General features: G+C 63.1%; 15 protein-coding genes. 9 read left to right on the top strand and 6 right to left on the bottom strand.

The window, feature by feature from the left end:
* Positions 1-74: 74 nt before the first annotated feature.
* Positions 75-3,920, bottom strand: coding sequence for a DUF4331 family protein (locus ABD819_RS09105; RefSeq protein WP_345123331.1), 3,846 nt, complete (start codon positions 3,918-3,920; stop codon positions 75-77).
* A 32-nt stretch (positions 3,921-3,952) separates the two neighbouring features.
* Positions 3,953-5,800, bottom strand: a complete 1,848-nt coding sequence (locus ABD819_RS09100) for a DUF4331 domain-containing protein (RefSeq protein ID WP_345123329.1) — start codon at positions 5,798-5,800, stop codon at positions 3,953-3,955.
* A 14-nt stretch (positions 5,801-5,814) separates the two neighbouring features.
* Between ABD819_RS09100 and ABD819_RS09095 the strand changes: the two genes are divergently transcribed.
* Positions 5,815-6,186: a hypothetical protein gene (locus ABD819_RS09095; RefSeq protein ID WP_345123327.1), complete on the top strand. Its 372-nt coding sequence runs from the start codon at positions 5,815-5,817 to the stop codon at positions 6,184-6,186.
* Between the two features lie 347 nt (positions 6,187-6,533).
* Here the strand turns inward: ABD819_RS09095 and ABD819_RS09090 are convergent, their stop codons facing one another.
* The 3 genes from ABD819_RS09090 to ABD819_RS09080 all read right to left on the bottom strand — a co-directional run bounded on the left by ABD819_RS09090 (position 6,534) and on the right by ABD819_RS09080 (position 9,505).
* Entirely contained in the window at positions 6,534-8,201 is a 1,668-nt protein-coding gene (locus tag ABD819_RS09090; RefSeq protein WP_345123324.1) for a formate--tetrahydrofolate ligase, read from the bottom strand.
* Between the two features lie 103 nt (positions 8,202-8,304).
* Positions 8,305-9,237, bottom strand: a complete 933-nt coding sequence (locus ABD819_RS09085) for a flavin reductase family protein (RefSeq protein ID WP_345123322.1) — start codon at positions 9,235-9,237, stop codon at positions 8,305-8,307.
* A gap of 61 nt (positions 9,238-9,298) precedes the next feature.
* Positions 9,299-9,505: a hypothetical protein gene (locus tag ABD819_RS09080; RefSeq protein ID WP_345123320.1), complete on the bottom strand. Its 207-nt coding sequence runs from the start codon at positions 9,503-9,505 to the stop codon at positions 9,299-9,301.
* A 68-nt stretch (positions 9,506-9,573) separates the two neighbouring features.
* Between ABD819_RS09080 and ABD819_RS09075 the strand changes: the two genes are divergently transcribed.
* From ABD819_RS09075 to acs, 8 genes are all read left to right on the top strand, one after another.
* Complete coding sequence (locus tag ABD819_RS09075) at positions 9,574-9,990, top strand: IS1/IS1595 family N-terminal zinc-binding domain-containing protein (protein ID WP_345123318.1); 417 nt, start codon at positions 9,574-9,576, stop codon at positions 9,988-9,990.
* Positions 9,991-10,135: 145 nt separating this feature from the next.
* Positions 10,136-11,752, top strand: a complete 1,617-nt coding sequence (locus ABD819_RS09070) for a hypothetical protein (RefSeq protein ID WP_345123316.1) — start codon at positions 10,136-10,138, stop codon at positions 11,750-11,752.
* A 53-nt stretch (positions 11,753-11,805) separates the two neighbouring features.
* Positions 11,806-13,320 (top strand): MFS transporter, encoded by a 1,515-nt coding sequence (locus ABD819_RS09065; RefSeq protein ID WP_345123314.1) that lies wholly within the window; start codon positions 11,806-11,808, stop codon positions 13,318-13,320.
* Positions 13,321-13,429: 109 nt separating this feature from the next.
* Complete coding sequence (locus ABD819_RS09060; RefSeq protein WP_345123312.1) at positions 13,430-13,675, top strand: hypothetical protein; 246 nt, start codon at positions 13,430-13,432, stop codon at positions 13,673-13,675.
* 281 nt (positions 13,676-13,956) lie between these two features.
* Entirely contained in the window at positions 13,957-16,788 is a 2,832-nt protein-coding gene (locus ABD819_RS09055; RefSeq protein WP_345123310.1) for an ATP-binding protein, read from the top strand.
* 72 nt (positions 16,789-16,860) lie between these two features.
* On the top strand, positions 16,861-17,250 hold the full coding sequence (locus tag ABD819_RS09050) for a response regulator transcription factor (RefSeq protein WP_345123308.1): 390 nt from the start codon (positions 16,861-16,863) through the stop codon (positions 17,248-17,250).
* A 73-nt stretch (positions 17,251-17,323) separates the two neighbouring features.
* Positions 17,324-19,240, top strand: a complete 1,917-nt coding sequence (locus ABD819_RS09045) for an AMP-binding protein (RefSeq protein WP_345123306.1) — start codon at positions 17,324-17,326, stop codon at positions 19,238-19,240.
* A gap of 151 nt (positions 19,241-19,391) precedes the next feature.
* Positions 19,392-21,302 (top strand): acetate--CoA ligase, encoded by a 1,911-nt coding sequence (acs, locus tag ABD819_RS09040; RefSeq protein ID WP_345123304.1) that lies wholly within the window; start codon positions 19,392-19,394, stop codon positions 21,300-21,302.
* 82 nt (positions 21,303-21,384) lie between these two features.
* Here the strand turns inward: acs and ABD819_RS09035 are convergent, their stop codons facing one another.
* Positions 21,385-22,872 carry a T9SS type A sorting domain-containing protein gene (locus tag ABD819_RS09035; RefSeq protein ID WP_345123302.1) on the bottom strand — a complete coding sequence of 496 codons (1,488 nt, stop codon included), beginning with the start codon at positions 22,870-22,872 and terminating at the stop codon, positions 21,385-21,387.
* Between the last annotated feature and the right edge of the window lie 248 nt (positions 22,873-23,120).

Genomic DNA, 23,120 nt, shown 5'->3' with positions numbered 1-23,120 from the left:
AACGTATGACCGACAAGTAGGGCGGCGACAGCCCAGACTGAAAGACCCAGCCTGGGCTGTTTACCACCAATTATTTATTCTATTACTACGCGCTTCACCACTTTGCCCGCCTCGGACGAGAGCTGCAGCGAGTAGATGCCGAAGGCAAGGTTCGACACGTCGAACTGGGCCGTGGCCCCGGCGGCGGTCATGGTCAGCTCGCGCTGGGCCACTACCTGGCCGAGCTGGTTGTAGAGCACGGCCGTGACGGTGGTGCGGCCCATCTCAGCGGGCACAATCAGCGTGAAGCTGCCGCGGGCCGGGTTGGGGAACAGTTGGACCTGCTTGGCCAAGGCGGCGTTGTTGGTAGCCAGCGGGCCAGCGGCCGGGCCGAAGTACAGGCTGAAGCGACCGGGCAGCGACGACGTAGCGGCCGTGAAGGTGTACTGTGGCTGCTGAGCCAGGTCGATGCGCGCGCCGGTCTGGGCATCAAGCAGGAATACTTTCGTATTACCGCCGAAGTTGAGCAGGGTCGTGGCGTTCAGCGTGTAGGTGCCCTGGGCGGGTACGCTCACGTTCAGCGGCACGGTGGTGCTGGCGGTGGGCGTGGGCAGCAGTGGTAGGCCGTTCACCGACAGCTCGTCGCCGGCAATGATGCTGCCTACGCTCATGCCCGAAGAGTTAGGCAGCTTGTAGGCATCGTAGCGGGCATCGAAGCCAGCCGTAGCGCCTTGCTCGAAGTAGACGAAGGTTTCATCGGCCAGGGTGGCCGAAGTGCCCTGCAGGCGCATGCCCACCAGCGGCCGGGTTTCGGCCGTGCCCCGGTTGAAGCTCGGCATGGTCGAGAACGTGGTGACGCGGACGGCGTTGTTCAGGGCGAAGCTGCCCGTGGTTTGCCCGGCACTCACGCGGGTGAAGAAGCCCTGCATGGACGATACCAGCGGGTTGCCGCCCACGCCATTCACGTAGCTGCGGTACTGGCCCACGTACTGGCCGGTGCTCTGGTACACGTAGATGGCGTCATCCACGTTGGTGCGCGTCACGCCGGCCGTCTGGCTGAAGTCGATGGGCGAGGGGTAAGGGTTGCCCAGCAGCTGCCAGCCACTCTGCGCCTGCGCGCCCCGGGTGAGGTTGCTGCGGGTCACGGTCCCGTTGTTGAGCGTGCCCATCACGTCTACCACGGCCGTGGCCGGAATGTTCACGGTGTAACCCGTCAGCAGGCCCATGATGTCGCCGGGCGAGGGTACGAAGAAGCCCTGGTCGAACGCCGGTACCGAATTGGCGGCCAGAGTCACGCGGGTCTGGTCGTAGCCAAACACGTTGGGGAAGGGCGTGGTCGTGTTCGGGGCGGTAGCGGTGTTGTAGGCCTGGTTGTAAATCGGGGTGAAGCCCGGCGTCGTGGTCAGGTCGGAAAGCGGCGTGCTGGTCACCGCCGAGCTGTAGTGGCGGTAGCCCGGGCCGGAATTGAAGGCCGGGTCGATGGCGCGCTGCACGGTGGCCGGGCCCACTACGGCCCCGGCGGTGTTCACCACGAGGGCGGTACCGGCGGTGGGCGTCGAGAGCAGGGTCAGCATCTGGCCGGCGCTGGTGGTCAGGTTGCCGCTGGTCAGGGCCAGGGTCTGAGCAATGCGGATGCCGCCGTTGTTCACGGTGAGGCCGGCGGCGTTGCTCACGGTCAGGCTGCGTACCTGGCTGGGCAAGCCCGCGCCGGTGGTCTGGGCCTCCAAGCCGTTGTATACGAAGTTGGCATCCGAAGCAAACGTGCGGGTGCCGGTGAGCTGGATAGCGCCGGTTGCGCCCGAAGCGCTGATGCCGTCGGGGCTGCAAATACGCAGCGTGGAGCCAGCCTGCATCACGAAGCTACCAGGGCCGGTAATGGGCAGGCAACTCGTAGCTAACACGCCCTGGGTGCTCAGCGTGCCGCCCGTTTGCAGGGTCAGCGTGCCGTTCACCCGGATGGGACCATTGAAGGAAGCCACGCCGGTGCTGGTGATGGTGATGTTGTTATACGTGCCGGCATCTACGCCCGTGGCCGTGCTCACGGTCAGGTCGGGGTTGACCACCATATTGGTGGGGCCGCTGGCCGAACCAGTACCGCTCCAAGGCGTCTGGATGTAGGGGAAGGCGCTCCGAAAAGTGGTGTCGTTGGCTTCAACGCCCGTCGTGAAAGTGACTTCAGCTAAAAGCTTGGGAGTAATACCCAATGTGCTGCCGGGCATAAAATCGTCGAAATACAGCCCAATGGCGGCCAGTACTTCACCGCCCACGGCTTTGAGCTCAATCTGGTCCACGGCGTCTTCCAAGCGGCGACCGTTGGGGAAGCCGTCCATGTTCGGAATGAATTGCAGGCTGGCATTCGTATTAAAGCGCGCATCGGTGAGGCCCAGCACGGCGGCTTGCAGCAGGCCCTGGTTGCTGAAATCGGGCGAGTTGCGCGGGGTGGCAGGCACGGCCATGTTCAGGCGGAGCATGTCGCCGCCGGGGTTGGTGCGGCCCCCGAAGGTGAGGGGCAGAAAGTTGTTCACGAACGGCTTGCCGGCCGAGAGCGGGTTAACGGCTGCGTTGCCGGCCGAAAGCGGCGTTTTGCCGGTAGCCAGCTGGTACGGGGGCAAATTCGGTACGCCGGTGTGGAAAATGGGCTTAATATCCGCCGACCGAGGCTTGTCGGCCACCAGCAGGTACGGGCCAAATAGCGTCGGGTCGAAGGCCGTGCCGGTTACCAAAGGGCTGCCGACCAGAATTTGCAGGCCGTCGGCCTGGTTGCGGAAGTCGAAGCCCGCGGCCGGAATGCCCGGCTGGCCCGCCAACGATTTGGTCTGCATCCGCAGGGCGTTGAGGGCAGGAATTGCCTCCCCAAAGAAGGTCTGACCAGCCGTTTTGGGCGCGGCCGGCGCTACGGGGGCGTTATCGGCCGTGTACAGGCCCAGCTCCGGGTTGGAGAGGTAGTCGTCGGTGATGGCCGCCTCCGCATAGGGGGAAGCGGCATTCCAGGCATCCTTACTGCCAATGGGGTTAATTACCTCGTTGGTGAGCGGCATGCCCAGGCGCGAAACCTGCACGAAGGCGCCGCTGGCACCTTCACCGGTGGCAGTGCTGAAAGTGCGAAGCTGCGGGCGGCTGGCCGAGGCCCACACGCCAATCACGTAGTTGGGGTCCAGAATGTTGGCTGCCGCCGTTACCGGCTGCCCGTTCTTCTGGAGCGTGGCAATCGGGATGCTCAGGGCGATGGCGTGGCAGTTTTTGCGCCCCAGGCCGTCAGTAGCAGAGGTAGGCCGTATGCCGGCCAGGTCAAATATTGCCCCCAGGTCGGCAAAGAACGGGTCATCCGTCGGGCCGCAGAGGATGCGCTCGCCGCCGCCGCCCATGGCGTTGGTAATGGCATTCGTGCGCAGCGTCTCATAAGGCGCAGGCTGGTTGAGGCCGGCTCCGCCGTTGATGGAGCGCGGCCCGATGTTGTTCGGGGGCACCACGCCGCCGGTTACGATGGCCGTGAAAGCCCCGCCGTTCACACTCTTCTCGCAGGTGTAAGTCGTCTTCAGGTTTTGCTGGCCCAGCCGGATATTGAAAAACGTGCTGGGGTCCTGGTTCACGCGGGTGAAGGTGAAGCGGTAGGTGATGTCGTCACCGGCCGTGGAGCCATCGTTTTTCACGTGCACTTCGTAGCGCACGCCCTCGCCAAAGGTGCTGTAGTTGGGGCCGCCGTGGGGCAGCTCAAACGGGATGTAGTTGGCGATAACGACCACGCGGTTGGCGTCGTTGGGGTCCACGAAGGCGTAGAGGTCGGTGTTGTCGGCCACTGGGTCATCGGCGATGAGCGGGGCTTCGCGGTGGCTACTGGCTTCGAGGGGCGTGTGTTGGGTGCTGCTCCACATGGAGAGGCCAACCGCCGCCGCTGCCACGGCGGGCAGCATTAAGTATTTATGTATCAGTTTGGAAGTCATTTTCTTCGAACGAATCAATGATGAGAAATGAGTTAGCGACGGTTGGCAAAGCCTTCCCATGGCGCGGCCACGTAGGGGAACGTGGTGGTGAAGGGGGCGTCGTTGCTCTCCACCCCGGCCGAGAAGTTCAGCACCCCGCGGAGCCTGGGCGTGACGGGGGAGGGGCTGGTGGGCGTGTAGTCGTCGTACCACAGGCCGATGGCGGCCAGGGCCGCGCCACTCACGGCCTGTAACTCAATCTTCACTACTTCATCTTCCAGACGGCGGCCGTTGGGGAAGCCGTCCATGTTCGGAATCATTTGCAGGGCGGCGCTGCCGTTGAAGCGCGCATCGGTCAGGCCCAGCACGGCGGCGGCAAATAGCCCTTCGTTGCTGAAATCGGGCGAGTTGCGCGGGGTGGCGGGCACGGCCATGTTCAGGCGGAGCATGTCGCCGCCGGGGTTGGTGCGGCCCCCGAACGTGAGGGGCAGGAAGTTGTTGACGAACGGCTTGCCGGGGGCCAGCGGGTTGCCCGCTTTGCCGGTGGCCAGCTGGTAGGGGGGCAGATTCGGTACGCCGGTGTGGAAAATGGGCTTGATGTCGACCGAGCGGGGCTTGCCCGACACGAGCAGGTAGTTGCCAAAAGCAGCGTCATCTAGCGCAGTGCCGGCCACCGCTGCGCTGCCTTTCAGCGGGAACAGCCCGGCGGCCTGGTTGCGGAAGTCGAAGCCGTTGGCGGGCAGACCCGCGAAACCGGCCAGTGATTTGGTCTGGATGCGCAGGGCGTTCAGCGCCGGCACGGCTTCACCGAAATAGGTAGCCGTCACGGTTTTGGGGGCCGCCGGGGCCACGGGCACATTGTCGGCCATATACAGGCCCAGCTCGGGGTTCGAGAGGTAGTCGTCGGTGATGGCGGCCTCGGCGTAGGGCGTGGTGCGGTTCCAGGCATCCTTGCTGCCGATGGGGTTAATCACCTCGTTGGTGAGCGGCATGCCCAGGCGCGAAACCTGCACGTACGTGGCGTTATCCGTGGTGGGGCCGCCGGTGGCGCTCAGGGTGCGCAGGGTGGGGCGGCTGGCCGAAGCCCACACGCCAATCACGTAGTTGGGGTCCAGGATACTAGTGCGTGCCGCTACGGGCTGGCCGTTCTTCTGGAGCGTGGCAATGGGCACGCTGATGGCAATGGAATGCACGTTGTACTTGGCCAGGCCGTCGCGGGCTCCCTGGTTCACGCGCACACCGGCCAAATCAAATACGGCCCCCAGGTCGACGAAAAACGGGTCGTCGGAGGGGCCGCAGAATATTTGTTCGCCGGCGCTGTTGCCACCGGAGGCGTTCGTCACCGCGTTCTGGCGAAGGGTGGCGTAAGGGGCGGGTTGGTTGAGGCCGGCCCCGCCGTTTATGGAGCGCGGCCCGATGTTATTAACCGGAACGACGCCGTTGGTAACGATGGCCGTAAAAGCCCCCCCGTTCACACTCTTTTCGCAGGTGTAGGTGGTTTTGATGTTTTGCTGGCCCAGGCGCACGTTGAAGAACGTGCTGGGGTCCTGGTTCACGCGGCTGAAGGTGAAGCGGTAAGTCACGTTGTCGCCGGCCGTGGAGCCGTCGTTCTTCACGTGAATCTCATACCGTATATTTTCCCCAAATGTGTAGTAGGTAGGCCCGCCCTGGGGCAGCTGGAACGGGATGTAGTCGGCGATGAGCACCACCCGGTTTGGGTCGTTCGGCGCCACGAAGGCGTAGACGTCCGTATTGTCGGCCAGCGGGTCATCGGCGATGAGCGGGGCTTCGCGGTGGCTGCTGGCTTCCAGCGGCGTGTGGCGGGTGGCGCTCCAGACGGACAGCGACGTGATGGCACACGCCCCGACCAGCCACTGGAGGGGTTTAGTAAAGCTCTTCATAGAGAAAGCGACAAGTGAAAAAGTGGAACAAAAAAATCAACGAGTTAAACGGTTTGGAAAGCAATTTCATTGACAGTCAGATAATTGTGAAAAATAATGGACGCAACGAAGCAGGCATTGAAAAATGCTGGCAGGTTATCGGGTTAAAAAAATCAGTCGGAAACTGCCCGAAAAAGGAGGCAGTAAAGGGGCATTGCAACAAAAGCAGACCACCGAACCATGAGGTGCGGGTGCCCAACGCACTGCTAAAAGAGGCGGGCGCGAAGGCGAAAATCCAGTCCAGTCGACGGTTTTCGCTGCCCGGCAAGGGAGCTAACCGGCAGCCACGCAAACGACTGCGTAGCTCCCGTCAAATACTACGGGAATCGCGGGGCGTTTGGATTTAACTAATCGCGGGATTTACTGAATAAATTATTCGGGAATATTTTTGATAAAGCCGGGAAGTCGCAACGACTGGCCAGGGGCCCGTTTTTAGCCGCAAACACCCAAAAAAAAGGCAGCCCCGCAGGGGGCTGCCTAATCGTCTGACCGCGTAATCGCATTTACGCAGTGCCTTTGTTGAAGCGCCGCCGGAGGTGTAGCGCGGACTTTGTAGTCCGCGCTCCCGCGCCGTTACGAGCACTAAACGGAGCAGACCCGCGGACTACAAAGTCCGCGCTACAACCTGCTGCTTGTCGGGCTTGCTGCGCTTCCGCGTGGCTCGGAGAGCATGCCCAACCGGCCACCGTTGGGGCTACGACAACCCCGTAATCACGCCGTCGTCGTCGATGTCCATGCCGGCGGAGGCGGGCACGGGCGGCAGGCCCGGCATCCGCAGCAGCGTGCCGAGGATGGGGATGAGGAAGCCCGCGCCGGCCGCCAGCTCGCATTCGCGCACGGTGACGCGGAAGCCTTCGGGCCGGCCGATGAGCTTCTCGTTGTCGGAAAATGACTTTTGGGTTTTGGCCATGCAAATGGGCAGCCCGGCCAGGCCCAGGCGATTGATGCGGCGCAGGTCGGCTTCGGCCTGCGCGGTGTAGTCGACGCCGACCGCGCCGTAAATCTCGCGGGCAATGGTTTCGATTTTGGCTTTCACCGGCTGGTCCCAGGCGTAGAGTGGGCGGAGCTGGTTGGTACCCGTGGCGATGTTGGCCAGCACGGCTTCGGCCAGGGCGGTAGCGCCCGCACCGCCCTCGGCCCAGCTGGTGCTCAGCACGGCTTCCACGCCCTGGGCGCGGCACAGCTGCTGCACCAGGGCCACTTCTTCGGGCGTATCGGTCACGAAATGGTTGATGGCGACCACGGGCTGATAGCCGAATTTCCGGGCGTTTTCGATGTGCCGGGCCAGGTTCGCGAAGCCCCGCTCGCAGCGGGCCAGGTCGGGGGTGTTGAGCTCGGCGGGAGTGGCGCCGCCGTGGTGGCGCAGGGCCCGCACGGTGGCCACAATCACCACCGCGGCGGGGGCCAGGCCGGCGTAGCCGCACTTGATGTTCAGAAACTTCTCGGCTCCCAGGTCAGCCCCGAAGCCGGCTTCTGTTACCACGTAGTCGCCCAGCGAAAGGCCCAGGCGGGTGGCCAGCACGGTGTTGGTGCCCTGGGCAATGTTGGCAAAGGGCCCGCCGTGCACGATGGCGGGGTTCTGTTCCAGGGTTTGCACCAGGTTGGGCTTCAGCGCATCGCGCAGCAGAATGGCCATGGCCGCTTCGGCCTGCAGCTGGCGGGCGTAAACAGGCTTGTTGGCGTAGCTGAACGCCACGAGAATATTGCCGAGCTTGGCCTTGAGGTCGGGCAGGCTGGTGGCCAGGCACAGGATGGCCATGACCTCGGACGCCGCCGTGATGTTGAAGCCGTCGCTGCGCATCACCCCGTTGGCTTTGCCGCCGAGCCCGATGATGGTTTGGCGCAGGCTGCGGTCGTTCAGGTCGAGGCAGCGCTTCCAGAGCACGGTGCGCGGGTCGATGTTGAGCGGGTGGTTGGGCGTCTGGATGGCGTTATCGAGCAGCGCGGCCAGCAGGTTGTTGGCCTTTTCCACGGCGTTGAAGTCGCCGGTGAAGTGCAGGTTGATGTCGGCCATCGGGCTCACCTGCGAGCGGCCGCCGCCGGTAGCGCCGCCCTTCGCCCCAAACACGGGCCCGAGCGACGGCTCGCGCAGCACCACCACCGCCTTTTTGCCAATCTTATTCAGGCCGTCGCCCAGGCCGATGGACACCGTGGTTTTGCCTTCGCCCGCCGGGGTGGGGGTGATGGCCGTCACCAGAATCAGCTGGGCCGCGGCCACTTTTTCCGCGTCAATCAGGTGCAGGGGCAGCTTGGCTTTGAAGCGGCCGTATTGTTCGAGGTCGTCCTCGGCAATGCCCAGACGGGCGGCCACTTCCCTGATGGGCGGCAGAACTACGGATTGGGCAATAGAAATGTCGGTCATACGGTGGGGCTAAACGGTTGAAATAGCGCAACAGGAAACTTGCCATTTTGTGCACAGGCGGCCCAGGCAACCCTGTCGCATCGTGCGCCGGAATCGCTCAGTTTTACGCGCCCCGGCTAAGCAACAGCGTTTTCCAGGCCTCCAGCAGGCGGCCCTCGGCCAGAAACTGCCGGCCCAAATGAGTCAATTGCTGCTGCAGGGCCTCGGGCTCGGTCTCGTGCTTATTGAGCAGATAAGCCACCATCGGTTCCGCTCTGAATTCCGTAACCTGCTCCGACGTGGGCAGGGCCTCGTGCTCGATGTTGGCCAGGCGGCCCAGCTCGTTGCCGGTGAGCACGTCGGAAGTGCGGATGTGCTCCGGTAGCTGGTCGATGCCGATGCCGATGTGGCGGTTGGGCTTGGCGACTTCGAAGAGGCTGCTGCCACTGGCGCGGCAGTACCAGTCGCCCCCGAGCCGGGCCACGGCGTCGAGCTTGAACGGGTCGATGCCGTTGGCATCGGGCAGCAGAATATCCTGGCGAAAGTGGGCCCGCACCACCCGGCATATTATAAGGTTGCCGGCTCCGTTGTTCTGGCCCAGCTCGATGATTTGCTCCACCACGCACTCGAAAGCGGCCGGGGCTTCGGCCACGCGGGGCGGCCGCACCAGCTCCGAAGCCAGCTCGGTGAGGCCGGCTTTGGTGAATTCATTCACGCCCTTGGCGTATTCGGTGCTGGCCAGCGAAAGCTGCTCGACCAAGGCAAAATCGCAGATGTTGATGACGACTTCGGGCACCTCGCGCACGTTTTGCAGGGTGTGCTTCTGAGTATTGTCGCGCACGCGGTTGGCCGGCGAAAACACGAGGATGGGCGGGTTCGAGCTGAAGGCGTTGAAGAAGCTGTAGGGACTGAGGTTGACCCGGCCTTCGGCATCGATGGTGCTGGCGAAGGCCACGGGGCGCGGGGCCACGGCCCCCACCAGAAACGGGTGCCACTGGGCGGGCGTGAGGTCGGAAGGGGTGAGGGAGTGGAAAAGCGGGGCGTCGGGCGTAGGCATGGTCGGGAAATTGCCGCGGAGGTGTGTTGGGCAATCAAAGCTAAGTACTCATCGTGGAGTACTACCGAAAGCCCGCCCCGCTGGGGTCTATTGCCGTTCCGGCTACCCGGCGGTACTGCTCACTGACACTGCTTTTTATCGCAACCGGAGCTGCCACGAAACCACCGACACCCTGGCCCGGCTGAACATGCGCCCCCTGGGGCTGGCCGTGGATGCCCTGCTGGCCACGCGGCGGGTTGGCCAATAGTTGCCGGTTGTAGCCTGTCATTTGCTAAACAGATATATGTTTGCTAAATAACTGTAGCTTTACGCCATCCCCGCAATCGACTCTGTTCCATGAATGCTCCTGCCTGCCCCAAATGCGACTCGGTAGAAGCCACTAAAAGTGGCGTAATAGACGAGCGGCAGCGGTTTAAGTGTAAAAATTGCGGCTATCACTACACGGTGGCTAAAATGGGCCGTGAAGTCGATAGCTACTACGTAATCAAGGCTTTGCAGCTTTATATAGAAGGTGTGAGCTACCGGGAAATTGAGCGGCTGCTGGGCGTGAGTCACGTGAGTGTGATGAACTGGGTGAAGAAATACGGGGTGAAAGCTCCGCGTCAGAATGACTACCATCCGACCTACAAAATCCTCAATCAGAAGGAGCTGGCCGAGTTTTTTCAGAAACCCGAGAACGTGAAGGGGGCCGGAATGATGGTGACGGAGCTGGGCGATAAGTTCATGGTGATTCGCTGGGAGCGGTTTCGGTAGGGGGAGCTATAGTAAGGGGCCAGAGCTATAGCCGGTGCGCGGCATTCGGCGGGGGATTCTGCTACTTAGCCGGACCAAGCCGCCGAATGATGATTTCGCGGCCGGGGAAGTCATCCGTTCACCGCCTTATTCCCCCCTATTCTTCATGCGAAACATTCGTTACGCACTTACGCTAAGCGCACTGCTGTCGGCCGCTGGCGCCGGAGCGCAGGTGCTGCCTACTCCGCCCGCTACCCCACCCACGCCGGCCCCGTCGGGCACCAACCCGCTGCCCTCGGCGCAGCCCACGCCCTCGGCACCGGTGGCCCCGCCGGCTGGCAGCGCCGCCACGCCCACACCCACCGAGAGCGTGCCCTACGGGGCGGGCATGAAGGTGAACATCTCGCCCGATGGCTCCAAATACCTGCGCTTCATCAGCTGGCACCAGGTATGGACGCGCTACACCGAGAACAACTCGAATACCCTGCGCGCCCCCGGCAAGCCGCAAAGCGACCAGCTGGACTTTGCCCTGCGCCGCTCGCGCCTCATCGTGCTGGCCCAGCTCAACCCGCGCTTTCTGATTTACACCCACATCGGCATCAACAACCAGACGGCGGTGAGTGGCGGCGTAGCCCCAGCTGTGGACGGCAAAAAGCCCCAGCTGTTCATCCACGAGGCCGTGGTGGAGTACAAGGTGAATAAGTACATGAGCCTGGGTGCCGGGATGCACTATCAGAACGGCCTTTCGCGCCTCACGCGCTCCAGCACCCTGAACTTCCTGACCATGGACGCGCCGCTGACCAACTGGCCGGTCATCGAGGCCATCGACCAGTTTGCCCGCGGCATCGGGGCCTACGCCAAGGGCCGGGTGGGCAAGCTCGACTACGTCCTGAGCGTGAACGAGTCGTTCCTGACCAACCAGGCCGGCGCCTTCAGCACCCCCGTGGGGCTGGGCGTCACCACCGGTACGGGCTCGGCGGCCATCAACCGGGGCACCAACACGGCGCAGTACAACCCGCAGGGCACCAAGCACATCTATCAGGGCTACGTGAGCTATGAGCTGCTGGACCAGGAATCGAACCTGATTCCCTTCAACGTGGGCACTTACCTGGGTACCAAGCGGGTGCTGAACTTCGGCGGCGGCTTCTTCTATAACCAGGACGGCATGGTGTCGCGCGGTACCAGCAGCGTGCTCGACGCGACGGGCATCACAGCGGCCAGCGCGGCCGGTATTCCCGCGTACAACAACGCCGCCAACGGCACCCAGACGCACGACATCGGCCTGTGGTCGCTCGACGCCTTCTTCGACACGCCCGTGAACAAGGAAACCGGCACGGCCTTCACCTTCTACGGGGTGTACTACAACTACGACTTCGGCCCCAACCACGTGCGCTTCATCGGCGCCTCCAACCCCGGCTACGGCACCGACCCCCGCCGCGGCAACGCCGTGCCGCAGTCCGGCACCGGGCAAGTGGGCTTCGTCGAAACCGGCTTTCTGTTGCCCAAAAGCCTGCTCGGGCCCAAGGTGCGGGTGCAGCCCTACGTGTCGCACCAGCTGGCCAGCTACGAGGGCCTGCGCGCCGCCAGCGGCGAGCAGCGCAACGTGAACATCACCGACCTCGGGGCCAACTTCTACCTCGACGGGCACAACGCCAAGTTTACCCTCAACTACCGCAACCGGCCCGACTTCTCGCTGCCCGCCGGCACGGCCGCCACGGTCACGGCACCCTCCGACATTCGCTACCGCCCCGAAATCACGCTGCAAACCCAGATATTCTTGTAGGCCGCCTGGCCATTCCCGCTTTCTTACTCACCTTTTTTTTTGCCAGCAACCACATGGAACAGAGCTTGAAACCCGGCGCTTATGCCGCCACTGTTGACGGCCCGGTGGCGCACGACAACAACGCGACCCCAACCAGTAAAATCTGGCAGGTCATCACGGCTTCCTCAGTGGGCACCGTGATTGAGTGGTACGACTTCTACATCTTCGGCTCGCTGGCCACCATCATCGGGCCGGTGCTGTTTGGCTCGAAGGGCAAGATTGAGGACACCTTGCTGGGGGCGCTGGCCGTGTTTGGGGCGGGCTTCGTGGTGCGGCCGTTTGGGGCCATCTTCTTTGGCCGCATCGGCGACATGATTGGCCGCAAGTACACCTTCCTGCTCACGCTGCTGATTATGGGCGGGGCCACGTTCGTGACCGGCCTGATTCCGAGCTACGATAAAATCGGGCTCGCGGCCCCGGCCATCGTGGTGGTGCTACGCCTGTTGCAGGGCCTGGCCCTGGGCGGCGAATATGGCGGGGCCACCACCTACGTGGCCGAATACGCCCCCGACAACAAGCGCGGCTACTACACCAGCTTCATCCAGATTACGGCCACGGCCGGCCTGTTCCTGTCGGTACTCGTGATTCTGGCCACCCGCAAATTCCTCGGCGAAGAGGCTTTCAAGGAGTGGGGCTGGCGCTTGCCCTTCCTGCTCTCGGGCTTTCTCATTATTGCCTCCTACTACATTCGTCGCCGGCTGGCCGAGTCGCCGCTGTTTGCCAAAGCCAAAGCCGAGGGCAAAACCAGCACCAACCCGCTGCGCGAGTCCTTCGTGAACCCCGTAAACCGCCGCCTCGTGCTCATCGCCCTGTTTGGAGCCACCATGGGCCAGGGGGTGGTGTGGTACACCGGCCAGTTCTACGCTTATTCCTTCATGCTTTCGACCCTGAAAATGAGCATCGTGGATGCGGCCATCGTGCTCTGCACGGCCCTGCTGCTGGCCACGCCCTTCTTCGTGTACTGGGGTAGTTTGTCGGACCGCATTGGCCGCAAGAAAATTATCATGACCGGCCTGATTTGCGGGGCCCTGTTCACGATTCCGCTTTTCTACGGTATCAAGGCCTTTGCCGGGCCGCTGACGGAAAAAACGGCTGCCATCCCGGCTACCGTCGATGCCGCCGGAGCAGCCGTAGCGGCCGTGCCCGCCGTCATGCAATCGGCCTCGCCCCAGCTCCTGCCCATGATTGCGCTGGTGTTCTGCCTGGTGCTGTTCGTGACGATGGCCTACGGCCCGATTGCCGCCTACCTCGTCGAGCTGTTTCCGACCAAGGTGCGCTACACCTCGCTCTCGCTGCCCTACCACATCGGCAACGGCGTGTTTGGGGGCTTCGTGCCCTTCATCGCCACCTCGCTCACGGTGTGGGCGGCGGCTCAGCCCGAGGGCACGTTCTCAAAATCGTACAGCAGCTTCATGGGCCTGATTTACCCGGTTACTATTGCCTTCATCTGCTTCATTATTGGGTCGATTTACATGAAGGATGTGCGTAATGTGAAACTGATGGACGACCAGCCCTCGGCCGGCGCTTAGCGTCCCCGCGCCGGGCCTGGATAAGCCCTCAAAAGCCGCCGGCCTGTTGGGCCGGCGGCTTTTCCGTTACATTGGCGGGCGGTCGCTTACTTGGCGCATCGCCCGCCCCATGCCCATCAAGCCCTCATTGCCCGTGCCCAACCGCTCGCACCCCGACCACGTCGAATCCCGCCGCAGCCAGCGCCTGCTGTTCCTGGCCGGACTATTCGGATTACTGCTCAATTTCCCCCTGTTGGCCGTGTTCGACCACGACGGCCGGGTGGGCGGCGTGCCCGTGCTCTACCTCTACATGCTGCTCACCTGGATTCTGCTGGTAGGATTAACCGCCTGGCTGGTTCGTCGAACCAATGAGTGACTGAGTGGAGTGATTAAACTGGGATATGAGCGAATAAGAAATTCCTTGTTCAATTGCACAGTTAAATAATTCGATGAAATTGATTTTACAAAAAGACGGTCATGCTGAGCTTGTCGAAGCATCTCTACCGCTTCGCCAGGGCCGTTCAACGAAGCGGTAGAGATGCTTCGACAAGCTCAGCATGACGTTCTAAAATGACAAAACAATTCCTCCAAACTACTTAGTCTCAGTTGACCCACTCCTTCACTCAGTCATTCCTTCACTCAGTCACTCATTGAATAATGTCCAAGCTGCTTGTCATTGGCTTTTCGTTCGGCTACCTGGTCCTGCTCTTCGGCGTGGCCTACGCGGCGGAGCGTCGGTCGGCGGCCCGCAAGAGCCTGGTGAGCAACCCCTACGTGTACGCCCTGAGCATGGCCGTGTACTGCACGGCCTGGACGTATTACGGCTCGGTGGGGCGGGCCGCCTCCCACGGGGTCGAGTTCGTGAGTATTTACCTGGGGCCGACGCTGCTGGCACCGCTTTGGTGGCTGGTGCTGCGCAAAATCATTCGGGTGTGCCGGCAGCAGCGGCTCACCTCCATTGCCGATTTTATTTCGGCCCGCTACGGCAAAAGCGCGGCGCTGGGGGCGCTGGTCACGGCGGTGTGCGTGCTGGGCATCGTGCCCTACATCGCCCTCCAAATTAAAGCCATCGCGGCCTCATTCGTGACGCTGACCGGGAGTGGGGCCGGCGTGGGCGGGCCGGCCGCTACCACGGCCCTCTACACGACGGCCGCGCTGGCCGTGTTCACCATCCTGTTCGGGGTGCGCTCGGTGGAGGCCACCGAGCGGCACGAGGGCATCGTGCTGGCCGTGGCTGTGGAAAGTGTGCTCAAACTGGTGGCCTTCCTGGCGGTGGGCCTGTTCGTGACCTACGGCCTGTTCGATGGCTTTGCCGACGTATTCGACCAGGCGGCGGCGGTGCCGGCGCTGCGGAAGCTGTTCACCCTCAGCGGCGCGGGCACGAGCGGGGGCACCTGGTTCACGCTGCTGCTGCTCAGCATGTCGGCGGTGCTGCTGCTGCCCCGGCAGTTTCAGGTGGCGGTGGTGGAGAACGTGGATGAAAGCCACCTGCGCAAGGCCATGTGGCTGTTTCCGCTCTACCTCATCATCATCAACCTGTTTGTGCTGCCCATCGCCTTTGGGGGCATGCTGCGGCTGGGCACCAGCGGCATCGACGCCGATACGTTCGTACTGGCGCTGCCGCTGGCGGCAGGGCACTCCTGGCTGGCGCTGCTCACCTACCTGGGGGGCTTGTCGGCGGCCAGCAGCATGATTATCGTCGAAACTATTGCCCTGAGCGTGATGATGAGCAACCACCTGCTCATGCCGGTGCTGGTGCGGGTGCCGGCGGCGCAGCCGGCCCTGCAAACCCGCTGGTTTGCCTACCTGGGCCGCGTGGCCCTCGAAAGCCGCCGCCTGGCCGTGGTGCTGGTGCTGCTGCTGGCCTACGCCTACTATACCGTGGTGGGCAAGCAGCTGCCGCTGGTAAACACCGGCCTGGTGTCGTTCGCGGCGGTGGCGCAGTTCGTGCCCGCCGTGCTGGGCGGCCTCTACTGGAAGGGCGGCACCCGGCGCGGGGCCACGGTGGGCCTGCTGGCCGGGTTTGCGGTGTGGTTTTTTACGCTGGTGCTGCCCACGCTGGTGGGGCCGGGGCAACTGCCGACGAGCATCATGACGGATGGCGTGGGCGGTATCGCGGGGCTGCGGCCCTTCGCTTTGTTCGGGCTCGAAGGGTTGGACTACCTCTCGCACGGGCTATTCTGGAGCTGGTTTTTCAACATTGGCCTCTACGTCGGCCTGTCGCTGGCCTGGCCGCCCACGGCGCTGGAGCTGCGCCAGGCCGATGTGTTCGTGGACGTATTCACCCGGCGCAGCCTGGCCGAGGAAGTGGCCGGCTGGCAGGGCCGCACGCCCTTTCCCGACGTGCGCGGCCTGCTCATCGGCTTTCTGGGGAAGAAGCGCACCAACCAGGCGCTGCGCACCTTCGCCACCCGCTTCCCCGATGCCATGCCCCCCGCGCAGGAAGAAGAATTCACTCAGTTACTCAATCACTCAGTCACCGTTCCTGCCGACCCGCGCCTGCTCACTTACGCCGAAAAGCTGCTGGCCGGCAGCCTAGGCCCGGCCAGTGCCCGGCTGCTGGTGGCCTCGGTGGCGGGGGCCGAGCAAATCAGCTACGACAGCGTGGTGGGCATTCTCAAGGAAAGCCAGCAGCTGCTGGAGGCCAACCGCCAGCTCCAGAAGCAGAGCCGCCAGCTCCAGCGCCTCACCGAGGAATTGCGGGCCGCCTACGACCAGCTTCAGGCCCTGGACCAGCGCAAGGACGAATTTCTCTACACCGTGACCCACGAGCTGCGCACGCCGCTCACCAGCATCCGGGCGCTGGCCGAAATCCTGGCCGACAACCCCGATTTGGAAGCCGAAGAGCAGCAGCGCTTCCAGCTCACCATCGGGCGCGAGGCCGAGCGGCTGACCCGGCTTATTTCGCTGGTGCTGGATTTGGAGAAATTTGAATCGGGCCAGGCCACGCTGGAGCGCACGCCCGTACCAATTGCCGAGCTGGTAGCCGAAGCCCTGGAGGCCGTGGGCCAGCTGCTGCGCGACAAGCACATTGCCCTGCACGTGGACGTGCCCGCCGACCTGCCCGTGCTCTTCGCCGACCGCGACCGGCTGATGCAGGTGCTCGTCAACTTGCTTTCCAATGCCGTGAAGGCCTGCCAGGACAACGGCCAGGGCCGGATTTCGGTGCTGGCCTGGCCCGCCGCCGACATGGTGCTTCTGTGTGTTGAGGACAACGGGCGCGGCATCTCGCCGGCCGCCCACCACCTCATCTTCGACAAGTTTTACCAGGCCCACAACCAGACCACCCGCAAGCCCGAAGGCACGGGTCTGGGCCTGGCCATCACCCGCAAAATCGTGGAGCTCCACCACGGCCGCATCTGGGTGGAGAGCGCACCCGACCAGGGGGCCCGCTTCTTCATTGAGCTGCCGCTGCCCGGAAGCGCGCCGGAAGAGCGTCATGAAACAGAACGTCATGCAGAGCGCAGCGAAGCATCTTTACCGCAATAGTAAACCAATTAGTTATGCAGTAAAGATGCTTCGCTGCGCTCTGCATGACGGACTTCCACCTGTCTTATCTACATGAAAACGACCCACATTCTAATCGTTGACGACGAGCCGAACATCGTCATGTCGCTCGAATTCCTGATGCGCAAAAATGGCTACCAGGTCGGCATTGCCCGCAACGGCACCGAGGCCCTGGCCGCCATCGACCAAACCGCCTACGACCTCATCCTCCTCGATATCATGATGCCCGACGTGGACGGCTACCAGGTGTGCCGCCAGCTGCGCCAGCGCCCCGACCGCGCCGGCACCAAGGTCATTTTCCTCTCGGCCAAAAGCCGCGAGGCCGACGTGCAGAAGGGCTACGAAATGGGGGCTGACTTATACATTCCCAAGCCCTTCAGCACCCGCCAGCTCATGGAGAAAGTGCGGGAATTGCTGGCCGATAATGTAGCGCGGACTTTGTAGTCCGCGACCGAACGACATCAAACGAACCTAACCTACTCGCGGACTACAAAGTCCGCGCTACTTCCCACCCGCCATGAAACCTGCCTGCTCCTACGCCGCCACCCACGCCGCCAGCCTGGCCGACCCCGCCGCGTTCTGGGCGGCCCAGGCCCAGTACCTGCACTGGGATAAGCCGCCCGCCGACGCCCTGAGCCAGGATGCCAACGGCTTCTACCGCTGGTTTGCGGGTGGGGAGCTGAATACCGCCTTCCTCTGCCTCGATGAGCAGGTGCGGCAGGGGCGGGGCGACCAGCCGGCCCTGCTCTACGACTCGCCCGTTACCAGCACCCGCCGCAGCTACTCCTACGCCGAGCTGCTCGACCTCACGGCCCGCTTCGCCGGGGGCTTGCGGGAAATCGGGGTTGAAATGGGCGACCGGGTTATCATCTACATGCCCAATATGCCCGAGGCCGTGGTGGCCATGCTGGCCTGCGCCCGCATTGGGGCGGTGCATTCGGTGGTGTTCGGCGGCTTCGCGCCCCACGAGCTGGCCGTGCGGATTGACGATGCCCGGCCCCGCGTGGTTATCTGCGCTTCGGGCGGCATGGAATTCGACCGCGTGATTCCCTACAAGCCGCTGGTGGACGAGGCCCTGGCTCTGGCCACCTTCCAGCCGGCCCATGTGGTGGTGTGTCAGCGCGGCTTCGTTACGGCCGGGCTGTTGGCCGGTCGCGATGTCGACTACCAAACCCTGCTGAGCGCGGCCCCGGTGGCCGCCGTGCCGGTGCCCGCCACGCACCCACTTTATATATTATACACCAGTGGCACCACCGGCCGGCCCAAGGGCGTGGTGCGCGACCACGGCGGCCATGCCGTGGCGCTGCACTTCAGCATGCGCGCCATTTATGATTTGGCCCCCGGCGATGTCATTTTCAGCGGCTCCGATATTGGCTGGGCCGTGGGGCACTCCTATATAGTGTACGGGCCGCTGCTGCGGGGCTGCACCAGCGTGCTGTTTGAGGGCAAGCCGGTGCGCACGCCCGATGCCGGTACGTTTTGGCGGCTGGTGGCCGACTATCGGGTGCGGGTGATGTTCACGGCCCCCACCGCCATCCGGGCCATTAAGAAGGAGGACCCCGACGGGGAGCTGGCCCGGCAGTACGACCTGAGCAGCCTGCGTCACCTCTTTCTGGCCGGCGAGCGTTGCGACCCCGCCACCTACGCCTGGGCCCAGCACTTGCTGGGCGTGCCGGTGGTAGACCATTGGTGGCAAACCGAGAGCGGCTGGCCCATGCTGGCCACTTTGGTGGGCCTGGAAGGTATGCCCACCCCCCGCGCCGGCAGCGCCGGCCACCCCGTGCCGGGCTACGATGTGCACATTCTCGATGAGGCGGGCGCGCCCGTGCCGGCCGGCACCACCGGCCTGGTAGCCGTGAAACTGCCCCTGCCCCCCGGCTGCTTTCCCACGCTCTGGAACGACGATGCCCGGTTCCACGAGTCCTACCTGGCCCCCTTCCCCGGCTACTACCTGAGCGGCGATGGCGGATACCGCGACCACGAGGGCTACACCTACATCATGGGCCGGGTCGATGACGTGATAAACGTGGCGGGCCACCGCCTGAGCACCGGCGAGATAGAGGAGGTGCTGGCCGCCCACCCGGCCGTGGCCGAATGCGCCGTGCTGGGCCTGGCCGACAGCCTGCGCGGCCAGGTGCCAGTGGGCCTGGTGGTGCTGAAGGACGGCCAGACGATAGGGGAGGAGCAGCTGGAAAAAGAGCTGGTGGCCGCCGTGCGGGCCCGTATCGGGGCGCTGGCCTGCTTCCGTACGGTGCTGAGCGTGGCCCGGCTGCCCAAAACCCGCTCCGGCAAAATCCTCCGCAAAACCCTCCGCCAGCTGGCCGATGGCGAAGAATTTGCCCTGCCCGCCACCATCGACGACCCGCTGATTCTGGATGAAATCCGGGCCGCCCTGGTCCGGCGGGGCGTGGGGCAGGCATTTTTGAAGAATTAATCGAACGTCATGCTGAACGCAGTGAAGCATCTCTACCGCTTCGTTGCAATCGTAGTTGATTACCAATGCAGTAGAGATGATTCACTGCGTTCAGCATGACGTTCTACTAACAATTAACAATTAACACCAACGATAAAAACCCACCATCTCCATGCACTCCCGCATTCGCACCCTCGAAGAATACCACGCCGATTACCGACAGTCCGTCGAAGACCCCGATGCTTTCTGGGCGGCCTGCGCGGCACCTTTCACTTGGCGTAAGAAATGGGATACCGTGCGCGGCGGCGAGTTTTCGCCGGCCGGCACCAGCACCTGGTTCGATGGGGCGCGGCTCAACATCACCGAAAACTGCCTCGACCGGCACCTGGCCCAGCGCGGCAATAAGCTGGCCCTCATCTTCGAGCCCAACGACTCGAAAACCCGGCACCTGCGCCTGACTTACCGCGAGCTGCACCAGCAGGTGTGCCAGTTTGCCAACGTGTTGCTGAACAACGGCGTGGAGAAGGGCGAGCGGGTCATCATTTACCTACCCATGATACCGCAACTGGCGGTGGCCGTGCTGGCCTGCGCCCGCATCGGGGCGGTGCATTCGGTGGTGTTTGCCGGTTTCTCGGCCACCGCTATTGCCGACCGGGTGAACGATGCCGATGCCCACTTCGTGCTCACGGCCGACGGCCTAAACCGCGGCCCCAAGCAAATTCCGGTGAAGAGCGTGGTGGACGAGGCGCTGGTGACCTGCCCCGGCGTGCGCCGCGTCATCGTGGTGGAGCACCTGGGCTGGCCCGTAACCATGCAGGAAGGCCGCGACGTGTGGTACCACGAGGAGGCCAAAAACGCCGCCCTCACCTGCCCCGCCGAGGAAATGGCGGCCGAAGACCCGCTTTTCATCCTCTACACGAGCGGCAGCACCGGCAAGCCCAAGGGCGTGGTGCATAGCCAGGCCGGCTACATGGTGTGGGCTGATTATACGTTCCGCAACGTGTTCCAAGTAGAGGAGAATGATGTGTACTGGTGCACGGCCGACATTGGCTGGGTCACGGGGCACACCTACGGGCTGTATGGGCCGCTGCTGGCCGGCAGCACCAGCCTTTTGTTCGAGGGCGTGCCCACCTACCCCGATGCCGGCCGCTTCTGGGAGGTGATTGACAAGCATCACGTCACCATTTTCTACACCGCGCCCACGGCCATCCGCAGCCTCATGGCCACGTCCCTAGACAATGTGCTGAGCTACTCGCTGCACAGCCTGCGCATCCTCGGCTCGGTGGGCGAGCCCATCAATGAGGAAGCCTGGCACTGGTACCACCAGCACATCGGCAAGGGCCGCTGCCCCGTGGTAGACACCTGGTGGCAGACCGAAACCGGCGGCATTATGATTTCGGCCCTGGCCGGCATCACGCCCAGCGTGCCCGCCCGCGCCGGCCTGCCGCTGCCCGGCGTGCAGCCCGTGCTGCTGAACCAGGACGGCACCGAAATCGAGGGCAACGACCAGGAAGGCTACCTGGCCATCAAGGGCAGCTGGCCGGGCATCATCCGCACTACCTGGGGCGACCATGAGCGGGCCCAGCAAACCTACTTCCAGCCCTACCCCGGCTACTACTTCACCGGCGACGGGGCCCGGCGCGACGAGCAGGGCCTGTACCGCATCATCGGCCGCGTCGATGACGTTATCAATGTGAGCGGCCACCGTTTCGGAACGGCCGAAATCGAAAACGCTATCAACCAGAACGAGTACGTAGTGGAGTCGGCCGTGGTGGGCTACCCGCACGACGTGAAGGGGCAGGGCATCTACGCCTACGTTATCTGCCAGCACGGCCTGCCCAAAACCGCCGCCGAGCGCAGCATCTACGAGGCCAGCATCATCGAAACGGTGGTGGCCGAAATCGGCAAAATCGCCAAGCCCGACAAGATTCAGCTCGTGTCGGGCCTGCCCAAAACCCGCTCCGGCAAAATCATGCGCCGCATCCTGCGCAAAGTCGCCGAGGGCGAAACCAGCAACCTGGGCGACGTGACGACTCTACTGGACCCGGCGGTGGTGGAGGAGATTCTGGCCGGCAAGAAGTAAGCCGACACACCCAGCCAAAAGGCCCGCTTCCAATTAGGAGGCGGGCCTTTTGGCTGGATACATATCAGGTTGCCTTGCGACACTAAAGCCGCTGCAGCTTCCGTCGCACCTCATTCGCACCTTGGCGCACTCGAAGCGAATAAATGCCTGAAGCCAGCGATTTGACATCCATTTGGTAACGAGTGGTGCCGCTTAGGGCCGAAGAATTTTGGCTAAGCACCAGTCGGCCCGTTGCATCATAGAATTCAATGGCTACCGGTCCCGCGCTTGGGGTACTCAGGTCGAGGGTGAGGAATTCCTGCATGGGCACCGGGTATGCCACCACCCCAAACGCAATGGTTTTGGCGAACTGAACCGACCGCAACATGCTGTAGGCGCTGGTCCCATCCAGGTCAATTTGGTGGAGGCGATAGTACACCTCTGCGTGCTGGGCTCCCACCTGCACATCGGTAGCCGAGTAACTAAGCGGCTTCGAGCTTGTTCCCGCGGCGGGTATCCGGCTGATTTCGCGCCAGTCCAGGCCCGTCCACGAGCGTTCGACGGCAAACCAAGCACTGTGCAACTCCGAGGCCGTACTCCATTTCAGTACGGCATCAAGCTGGCGGGCAGTAGCGGTAAAATCGGTGAGTTCCACCGGAAGCGGGGTATCCGCAGTGCTCACCGTGAACCACGCATTGAGCACGGTTGGCGTGATAGTTAGCGCGCGAGCGACTCCCGATTGCGGCCCTCCTTCGCGCACCCAGCTCAGCCCCTGGTTGGTAGAGCGCCACACCTGGGCCATGCTGGCCCCGAAGTTCAGGGTGCGGTCGTTGTCGGATAGCCACGAAAGGGTTACAGTCACGGGGGTCGCCGGGTTCAATCTATTGCTGGTCGAAAGCACCCACATGCGGTCAATGCCCTGATTGCCGCTAAGCAGCGGATTCTGGCCGAAGGAATAATTGGGCTGATTTACGCCCGTCCGGCGGTCCACCTGCAAAGTGAACGCCTGGTTTTGTGGATTGAGCACGAACCCCATGCGGCCAAAATCGATGGGAGCAGAGCCCGCCACGGTTTGTGTTTGTCGCAGGCTGCCCTTCACATAATGGTCGTTCGTTTCTTTGTACACCTTCCCCGTCGGGGTCAGTGTCATGCTCAGGGCCGTCGTCGTATTTAGATGCCCCTGGTCAAGTACCAAGGCACCCTTAACGGTGGCATTCGAGCCCAGGACCGTGCCACCGGTGTTGTTGAGGCGCAGGTTGTGCATGGTTGCCCCATTCATACTGAGGCTGTGCGAAGCCGTGCCCATCAACACTATCGTGCCCAGGCCCGCCGTCCAGTTGCTACCCGCTGCACTAAGAAGGTCTCCCTCGTCCACGAAGAGCCGGCCCTTGACCATGCTGAATCTTCCGTCATTCATGACATTTCCCCGCACGTAGAGCACCGAATCGGTGATGCCTACGATGCCGTTCGGGCCGATGTAGAGCGCCTGGGCCTGGCTGGAAAGCGGCCGCGCCACGCTTCCTCCCAGCAGGGCCAGGAATGCGGTAGTGCGCATCAAGCGCGCCCACCGTCTGTGTAGGATTGAGTTCATGGCGACAGTTATTGAACGCTAACGACAACCCAAACACTGCCATCGTAGAGGAGCTGCGCTATACCAACACTGCCAAGCGTTATTGTAACTGAAAGAAGCGGCCCCGCGCTACCCAATTCAATTTGGTATGTTGTCGACCCGGTAAGGATGAGCTCACTTCCAGGGGTGTAACGGACGAACAGTAGGCTGCCAGCAGTTCCGGGAGTTGGTAATGGATACGAGTTGCCGTTGGTGTTAATGAGGGTAGC

The sequence above is a fragment of the Hymenobacter antarcticus genome (genome assembly GCF_039539545.1).
Taxonomy (GTDB): Bacteria; Bacteroidota; Bacteroidia; order Cytophagales; family Hymenobacteraceae; genus Hymenobacter; species Hymenobacter antarcticus.
This window is presented reverse-complemented; position numbering and strand designations above follow the sequence as displayed.